This is a genomic window from Phormidium pseudopriestleyi FRX01 (assembly GCF_017313335.1).
Taxonomy (GTDB): domain Bacteria; phylum Cyanobacteriota; class Cyanobacteriia; order Cyanobacteriales; family Laspinemataceae; genus Laspinema; species Laspinema pseudopriestleyi.
Genome location: NZ_JAFLQW010000526.1, coordinates 1 through 8,064 on the forward strand (window position 1 = coordinate 1; position 8,064 = coordinate 8,064).

The following is an 8,064-nucleotide window of genomic DNA, read 5'->3' on the forward strand; positions in this document are numbered from 1 at the left end:
CCAATAGCCGACGGGTTTTTCGGGACTGCCGAAATTGAGATTATCCGTCACGGCGATCGGTTCGGCACCAACACAGCTTAAATTCCGGGCAGCTTCTGCCACCACTGCCTTTGCCCCTTCGTAGGGGTCCAGATACACATACCGGGAATTGCAATCGACAGTCGCTGCAACCCCGCGATGAGTGGCGGGAGTAGAGGAGAGGGGTTCTTGGGGACGTAACCGAACCACTGCCGCATCCCCACCTCCAGGCAGCAACACGGTATTATTCTGCACCTGATGATCATATTGCCGATAAACCCACCGCTTCGAGGCAATGGTGGGGGTATCTAACAATTGCAATAAAATCTCGTTCCAACTGTGGGACTTGCCTTGAATCTCAATGCCTTCTGCGGTACAAGGGGGAAGGGTAGCGGGAGTCCATTGCCATGCTTTTTGGGCGTATTCTGGGGGTTCTGCCATTAACTGGCGATCGTAAATGGGGGTATCTTCCGCTAAAGCGCGACAGGGGATTTCTGCTGCAACTCCCCCTTGATGGAGAATCCGCACAATCGGTTCAGCAATCACTGTCCCGGCAACCACCGCCTGAAGTCCCCATCTATGAAAAATATCAATCAGTTCTTGTTCCCGTCCCTTGTGCGCCACAAACAGCATCCGTTCCTGGGATTCGGAGAGTAAGAACTCGTAGGGAATCATGCCGGTTTCTCGGACTGGAATTAAGTCTAAATCCAGTTCAATGCCGAGGTTGCCTTTGGCTGCCATTTCCGAGGTGGAACAGGTGATTCCCGCAGCGCCCATATCCTGCGCGGCAACCACTGCGCCGGTGTTGAAGGCTTCTAAACAGGCTTCAATCAGGGATTTTTCGAGGAAGGGGTCGCCAACTTGTACCGCAGGGCGATCGTCTGCGGATTTATCTGTGAGTTCTGCACTGGCGAAACTTGCACCTCCCATGCCATCTCTGCCGGTGGTAGAACCGACATAGAGGACGGGATTACCAACGCCGATCGCACCAGATTTGACAATTTCGGGGGTTTCCATTATCCCTAATGCCATGACATTGACAAGGGGATTGCCGGTATAGGCGCGATCGAAGTAAACCTCACCCCCTACGGTGGGGACTCCAACGCAGTTATGGGTGACAATGCCGGAGGTGGTGACAAACAGATGAGTGTTGTCCACTTCAATATCGTAGACATCGCATTCCTCAACAGCATTCGTTTCAATGCTCTTAATTTTGACAAATGCGAGTTCATTGGAGATGGAATAACGGGGGAATGAATATTTGGTCCCGTTATAACGTTCCAACGCGGTTGCTAATTCGGCGTTGCGTTCTTCTCCAAAAACATCAGCTAATGCGGTGAGTCCGTAGACATTGCTAACGTCCATTTGCCACAAGGCTTTCCGCTGACAGATGCGGCCTTGGATATTGGTTTCTTTGGCGGGTTGTTTATAGATTAGCGGAATAGCTCCGAAGCTCTGCATCAGCAAAGTCACTTGCTCAAACAGTTTATGGCTGGTCGTGGCAAAGCTAATTTTGGCATGATTGCCATGAGTTTTTGTGGTTAGGGAACCATCGCCGCGTAATAAGCCTTTGAGTGCCTCACGCTGTAAATAACGAGGCCATTGGAAGATGAAATCGGGTAAGGCTTTATGACTGGCATCACTACCACATTGCCACACTTCTTTTAAGAGATAGCCCAACAGCCAGGATGTGGCATAAACGGCGATCGTAGACTCACGGGTTTCGACGCAGGGGCGCAGTCCGAGGGTTTTGAGTCCATCCATGACGTCATGAACGTATTCGCTTTCATGGAGACCAAAAGTGAAAATTATTTTATAGCTCTTGCCATTTTCAGAAACGCAGCCTTCCGAGAGGTAGTAGCCGAGTAAGCGTGCGAATGTTTCATCCGGCTGAATGATGGCATTCATGTAGTTAGCTTTGCCGCTGCGCCGATAGAGGCGGATGCTACTGCGCGATACGTCGAGGAGGGGTTCTAATTTGAGAAAATAGGGGAGGGGTAATATGCCTTTGCTGAGGTAGTTATGCCGATTGCTGGGGGAAGGTTCGATGGAACGCAAGGCATCACGGATTTCGGTTGAAATCTGCCACTCTGGAGGAAGGTCAACGTAAACGTCTTTATTTCCGAGGTAGCGATCGGCTAAGGCATCCAGCAGATCCAAGGCGGGCACTTCCCCAGTGGATTCTGTCTGTGGGGAGGGCATATTAATCAGTATGGGAAGAAGATCCCCTTGCTTTAAGCTGTCGGCATTGCGAGTCTGCCACACTCCCTCTTCTAAAATGCACATCGGATGATCCTGGGTCATGGTTAGGGTCCGACCCAATGCTGTGCGGATGGTAATTAAGTTGGTGGCGCGTCGTTTGAAGACGCGGCGAACGGGTTGCCAGCAACTCTGCTGGGTATCAGGTTCCAGAGAGAGGGTTTCAATGCCAGCAGTTGGATCGAGTTCTGCGGTGGTTTGATTTGGGGGTAAATGGGATTCGACAAAGTTGCCGATGGTATCGAAATGAACGCCATTTTTATCCCGCCAGATTAGGGTTTCACTCTTGATCAAGCAGTTCCCATAATGACTGATTCCTTCTACAACGCCGGTGAAGATGCGGCGAGTGCGGGGGTCTTCGATATTGCCGAAGCGGAGGGAGTTGAGAAGGGCGATCGGGCGAGCACCCATTGTAAAGATATCTCGGAGGATACCGCCAACCCCGGTGGCTGCACCTTGGAAGGGTTCGATCGCCGAGGGGTGGTTGTGGGATTCGATTTTGAAGGCAAGGCGCAAACCGTCTCCACAGTCTATAACCCCGGCATTTTCTCCAGGACCGACTAGGATGCGATCGCCAGTTGTGGGAAACTGTTTCAGCAGGGGACGGGAGTTTTTATAACAACAGTGTTCGGACCACATGACGCCAAACATTCCCAATTCTGCTTTATTGGGATGACGTCCTAAGCGTTTGACGATTTCTTCATATTCTGCCGGTTTCAGACTTTCGGCAGCGATTTCTTCGGGAGAAAAGGGGGCGTTTGAGATTGCAGACATGGATTAGGGCGTTGCACCAGAGTACAGTATCCCTATTTTATCTGGACTTGGGCGCTTACGACGGATTGATATGTTTTCGTAAGAATTCGCCTAATGCGGAGTTGCTCATTTTATTTTCTACCACGTCTAGGACCATCTGGTATGTCTCATCCGGTGACAAGTCGAGGCGGTATCCGTTGATTCTGAGGAACGTCAACATTACCGCTAAGGCAGTGCGCTTGTTGCCATCCACAAAGGGATGATTCTTTGCCAGATGGTAAAGATACGCTGCTGCTTGTTCTGGTAAAGTTGGATGCAGAAACTGTCCGCCAAAGGTAGCTTGAGGTTGAGCCAGTGCGGAGTCGAGTAACCCTTCGTCTCTAATCCCAGAAGTGCCGCCAAATTTGTTGATTTGACGGTGGTGGATATCCAGAACTTCGGACATTTCAATAAATCTAGGAGTCTGCAAGGCGACGGAAAACCTCCTCCCATTCTTGTTCGACGGCTAAATAAGCCTGCCAAACTTCTTCATCGGAGGCTGATGTAAATAAGGGTTGGTCTGGCGATCGCTCTTGTGCGGTGGCGTGACTGTTTTCTGGGGTGGATTCGGTGCGATCGCCTGTTTTTGTTCCTTCTACCTCATTTTTTGGCGCTTTTGTATGGCTCCTAATAGTATAATTTACCCCATTTTTAGTTTTGCGTCGATTCAGACGACCTGGATTTTTATGCGGATATTTACTTGCCATTGATTTATTTCTAATTGCTTAAAAAACAAGAAAAGCAAGAAAAAGTTGCCCTGATGTCAACTGATATATTAACAATAGGCATTATAATTCTATCATTTCCCCCTCGTTCCCTGGCTCCGCCAGAGAATGCTCGGTTGGAGGCTCTGCCTCCTTTCTAAAACTAAAATAAGCTATATAGCAACCCTAAATGATTTATGACCTCTTTTGCTCCCCTCTCCTTGAAGGAGAGGGGTTGGGGGAGAGGTCTTATTCTACAACTGATAAAGGAGCTGCTATATTAGGCGGCAGAGCCGCTCATTGCCCATATCATGGCAGAGCCATGATACGGGATCTAAGATAACGACTGAAGTCGTTACTACAAACTTAAGAAGATTAGCCCGCGTAGGGGTCTACTGAGCAACGCCTGCCCTGAGCCCTGAGCCAGTCGAAGGGTCGAAGGGGGTCGAAGTACGGGCTTTGTTTGTATAGCCCCACCCTTGAGGGTGTGGGCTATTTTTCCTACACCTTAGCCACTTGAAGAAAAACGAATTTTCAGATAGTCATCTTCCATTTTCGCTCCCGAAGGTTGTAATGCTGCTAAGGCTTGCGGTAGCACCAAATTTCGGCGATGATTACCGATGGTAATATTCAACTCATCGGCACTTTTACTGAGTTGAACTTGGTCTTTGGGAATTCCAGGTAAATACAGTTCTAAACTGTATTCATTATCTTTTTGCACGACTCGAACGGTGGTTTCTTTATAGTAAACCTGGCTGGGGTCTTCATCTTTACCGTATAAGGTTTCTTTGAGGCGATCGAGGGCTTCTAAACCGCACATTTCCTCAGAATAAAGAGGAACCTCTTTCACCGGCAGGGGATGGAAATTTTCGTGAATTTCATCTCTGTACTGCTTTTGACTTTCTTTCCACCGTTGGAAGAATGGGTCGGTGACTGTTTCGGGAATAATCCGGTTGGCGACAATCAAATCTGTCGCAACATTATATAAACTCAAATAGGCATGGGCGCGTAAGGATTCTTTAATCACCATTTTTTCGGGATTGGTGACTAAGCGTACCGAGGTTTTAGTATTATCGGTTAATACTTTTTCCAACGCCTCAATTTGTTCATAAAACTCAAAAGGTGCGTCCATTACCTCTTTATCCGGGAGGGAAAATCCGGCGATCGGTCGAAAAATTGGTTCAACAAAAGGTCTAAGGGCGACGGATATGCCTTGGAAGGGTTTATAAAATCGTCTCATGTACCAGCCACCGACTTCGGGTAAGCTGAGTAAACGCAGGGCAGTCCCAGTTGGTGCGGAGTCAATAATTAAGACATCATAGAAGCCTTCGTCATAATGCCGTTTCATCCGCACAAGACCGAATATTTCATCCATGCCGGGTAAAATGGCGAGTTCTTCGGCTTGAATTCCGTCGAGTCCTCTAGCTTGCAAAACTTGGGTAATATAGCGTTTGACAGACCCCCAGTTAGCTTCTAATTCGATGAGTGCATCCAGTTCGGCACCCCAGAGGTTATCTCTAACTAGGCGAGGTTCGTGACCTAATTCCATGTCAAAGCTATCGGCCAAGGAATGCGCTGGGTCGGTACTCAATACTAAGGTTTTATAGCCTAATTCGGCACATTGTAATCCGGTGGCAGCGGCAACGGATGTTTTACCCACGCCGCCTTTGCCGGTCATTAAAATTAATCGCATGGATCTTTTACCCCTGCCTGAGAATTGTTAACATACCTTTACTTTAACGGTTTTTCACCGGAACCTGTGACTGGAAGTGCTGTTTGAGGACGTTGAGGCGGGAGATATCCCAGTAATCGATGTGGGAGATAATTTTTCCCTCGGGGTTGAGTTGCAATTCACTCCGTCCGGAGATGGCAATCCGGGGTTGCCAGGGGAGGGGGGTGGTCCAATTTAGGGTCCAGCGGGTTTCGATGGTGTTGTCGATGCGGCGAATGTCATGTAAGTCCATTTTGATTTGTTTAAACCAGGTGGACATGAAGCCAATCAACTGCCGGTAGCGATCGCACCCCCGAAATTCGGTCATCGGGTCTTTAAAATAAACCGTTTCGCTATAAAGGCTATAGGTCTGATTTTCGGGAAACTGTTGATAGTCTTGTTTGAGAATTTCAATAATGTCCATTGTTTTGGGTAAGGGATGGATACAGTCAGGGTTAGAAACCGGGTTTCTTAACAATATCTCGGGTCATTAGCCATCAATTGGGGTGAGAAACCCGGTTTCTTGTCCTAATTGGGAACCGATAAAGGTTAGAAACCGGGTTTCTGAACAACATCTCGGGTTATTTGCCATCAATTGGGGTGAGAAACCCGGTTTCTTGTCCTAATTTTAATTGCAATAATAAACCCCCGGCAATTGCCAGGGGTTTATTAAAAGGTGATTCAAATGAAGGGTTAAGACAGAATGTTCACCCCTTCATTTTCTAACCTTTATGCAAACCATTCTTCGACGGCTTCTTCCTTGGTGTTGGTCCGACGAGATGGGGTAACCCGATTGAAGTTCATGTGGATCTCGCGGCTTTGTTCACCATCGGAAGCAACTGCGACGATCGGGTAGTCAATGATGCCATCTTGGAAGGACATCTGGAAGCGGAAAGTACCATCAGCATTCAGTTTGATGGGACGTCCGCCGATGGAGACGGTGGCATCGGGTTCGGTGGCACCGTAGACGATTAATTCAGCATCAGCAACCAGCCAGAATTTACGAGGATGGTTCGGGGGTGCGGAGGCAAATCCTGCACCGGACATATTCATGCCGACGCCGGACATATTCATGCCGATACCGGAAGCGGTGGGAACAGCCCACATTCCCACACCGGAGGGGAAGACGTAGGAACTGAGGGCTTGTTCGGGGGCCATCGAACCGGGAACGTGCTGCATGGACCCGAACAGGGAACCGGCAATGCGCTGAGATTCGACACCTTCGGCCATGCCAAAGATTTCGTCGTAAATGGCGTTGGGACTTGCACTTGCAACTGGGGCTTTCTTGCTGGGGGGAACCAGTTGCATGAAGGTTTTGCCGCGCAGGTCTTCTTCCCATTCGATGGCGAGGAAGTGGTCTTCAATCCAGTCGGAGGGATAAACCGGGGGAATGTGGACGAGGGCGGAACGGGAGAGGACTAACCAGCGACCATCAGCACAACGATAGCCGATATCTACGACGTAATCGCGATCGCTCACGGGGATCGGTAAGTACCATTCCCGCGCCAGTTCGTCGCAAGGATATTCCTGAATGCTGTGGGGGCTTTGATTTTCGATGTTGATGTCGGTAACATCATACAGGCGCAGGGCTAATTGTTGGCCCCCTTGACGGCGCATTTCTTCTTTGTTGGTGTTGGGAATATCCCAGTAGGTATAGGCCCATTGGGGATCGCGGGGTAACAGCATGATTCGGCTTTCACCATAACCACCCGGTAAATCGCCGAGTCCTTCATCGACTGAGGCGAGAGTTCCACCTGTGCGATCTTCTTGACCCAGTTCAAACTTTGCTGCTTCCACTTCTTCCTGTGCCTCCAATGTACGAGTTTGTTCTACGGAAATTTTGGTGCGTTGTTTTTCTTGAATGGATGCCAGAAGTTGAGATTTCCTCATCCGGCTATAACGAGAGATTCCATATTCACTCGCAACTCGGCGGAGTTGTCGGAGGGTCATCTCTTCTAATGGGGGTCGTTCTTTTGCCATTGTTCTATTGGCCTCCTATTTCGGCTATACGGAAGGTGGGTGGGTTCCGATTTTAAAATTTCTCGTTGTGGTTGAATTGGTTCGAGGAATTAGTTCGGAATGTTAGTCACCCTTGCCTGTAAATGAGCGATCGCGATTCTCCTTCCCTATCATTAAGTTTTTATGGCGGGACGAATCCCTAGTTAATTAAGTGAATGGAATTGGCACCGCAGGATCGTAAAACGGTTGCCTAACGGTTTGCCCAGTTCATAAAAATTAGCTGCGGCTCGATCGCCGATCGCATTTTTATTTGCCCCTGCACATCAGGTCCTGCTAGACCATCTTGAGATTTGGATCTCCTCTGTGTTTACTCTCGATTGGATCCTTGGGCTGTTGAGTAACAGCTTTTTTTTGGGTTCGTGGGGGATCGCTTGGTTATGTCTATGTTGCAGAAAAGATTCGATAGGGTCAAGGGGGTACGGCAGGTGATTCTAGGTCAATCTACGGGTTATTACGGATTTACAAGCAGTTCGGGGATCGTAATGTCATGAATTCTTGATATAAACCTGGGATCGGGGATCGAGTCCCTGGGAGATATATCATGATTTGATAACAATTGAA

6 protein-coding genes are annotated in these 8,064 nt (G+C 48.8%); all 6 read right to left on the minus strand.

Translation table 11 applies throughout. The features are described from left to right. On the minus strand, positions 1-3,051 hold a 3,051-nt coding region (locus tag J0895_RS20010; RefSeq protein WP_242541441.1), incomplete at its 3' end, for an AIR synthase related protein. A 55-nt stretch (positions 3,052-3,106) separates the two neighbouring features. Next, complete coding sequence (locus J0895_RS20015; protein WP_207089764.1) at positions 3,107-3,499, minus strand: type II toxin-antitoxin system death-on-curing family toxin; 393 nt, start codon at positions 3,497-3,499, stop codon at positions 3,107-3,109. Beyond that, a complete protein-coding gene (locus J0895_RS20020) occupies positions 3,486-3,776 on the minus strand; it encodes a hypothetical protein (RefSeq protein WP_207089765.1) in 291 nt (96 codons plus the stop codon). Before J0895_RS20020 ends, J0895_RS20015 begins: the two co-directional genes overlap by 14 nt. A gap of 505 nt (positions 3,777-4,281) precedes the next feature. After that, the gene (locus J0895_RS20025) at positions 4,282-5,466 is read right to left on the minus strand and encodes a TRC40/GET3/ArsA family transport-energizing ATPase (RefSeq protein WP_207089766.1); all 1,185 of its coding nucleotides are present in this window, start codon (positions 5,464-5,466) and stop codon (positions 4,282-4,284) included. 43 nt (positions 5,467-5,509) lie between these two features. After that, complete coding sequence (locus J0895_RS20030) at positions 5,510-5,908, minus strand: C6orf136 family protein (protein WP_207089767.1); 399 nt, start codon at positions 5,906-5,908, stop codon at positions 5,510-5,512. A gap of 305 nt (positions 5,909-6,213) precedes the next feature. Next, a complete protein-coding gene (locus J0895_RS20035; protein WP_207089768.1) occupies positions 6,214-7,464 on the minus strand; it encodes a DUF4912 domain-containing protein in 1,251 nt (416 codons plus the stop codon). Positions 7,465-8,064 lie beyond the last annotated feature (600 nt).

Bases quoted from the DNA above. Each gene is read 5' to 3' on its own strand.
- J0895_RS20020 (WP_207089765.1), bottom strand. From the start codon at position 3,776: ATGGCAAGTAAATATCCGCATAAAAATCCAGGTCGTCTGAATCGACGC.
- J0895_RS20025 (WP_207089766.1), bottom strand. From the start codon at position 5,466: ATGCGATTAATTTTAATGACCGGCAAAGGCGGCGTGGGTAAAACATCC.
- J0895_RS20030 (WP_207089767.1), bottom strand. From the start codon at position 5,908: ATGGACATTATTGAAATTCTCAAACAAGACTATCAACAGTTTCCCGAA.
- J0895_RS20035 (WP_207089768.1), bottom strand. From the start codon at position 7,464: ATGGCAAAAGAACGACCCCCATTAGAAGAGATGACCCTCCGACAACTC.